The 275-nt window shown below is 66.2% G+C and carries 1 protein-coding gene; it reads left to right on the top strand.

Annotation, left to right across the window (positions count from 1 at the left end):
• Positions 1–275 (top strand): segregation/condensation protein A (locus RYX56_RS26575; RefSeq protein WP_317124097.1); only part of this gene is annotated, 275 nt, incomplete at both ends.

Below are 275 nucleotides of genomic sequence, written 5' to 3'. Positions count from 1 at the left end.
ATGACGACGCGCCGCTCTGGCTGAGGCCCGCCGGGCAAGAGGACGCGCTGTATCTGGAACTGGACGGGTGGGAAGGGCCGCTTGACCTGCTGCTCGACCTTGCCCGCCGCCAGCGGGTCGATCTGCGGGCGATCTCTATCCTCGCGCTGGTCGATCAGTATCTCGACTATATCGACCGGGCCGAGGCGCTGCGGCTGGAACTGGCGGCCGATTACCTGGTGATGGCCGCGTGGCTCGCTTACCTCAAATCGGCGATGCTGCTGCCCAAGGAGGAG

It is taken from the genome of Alkalihalophilus lindianensis, assembly GCF_032843265.1.
Classification (GTDB): Bacteria; Bacillota; Bacilli; order Bacillales; family Bacillaceae_D; genus Alkalihalophilus; species Alkalihalophilus lindianensis.
Note: the sequence above shows the minus strand (reverse complement) of the source record. Positions and strands in the feature narration are given on the sequence as shown.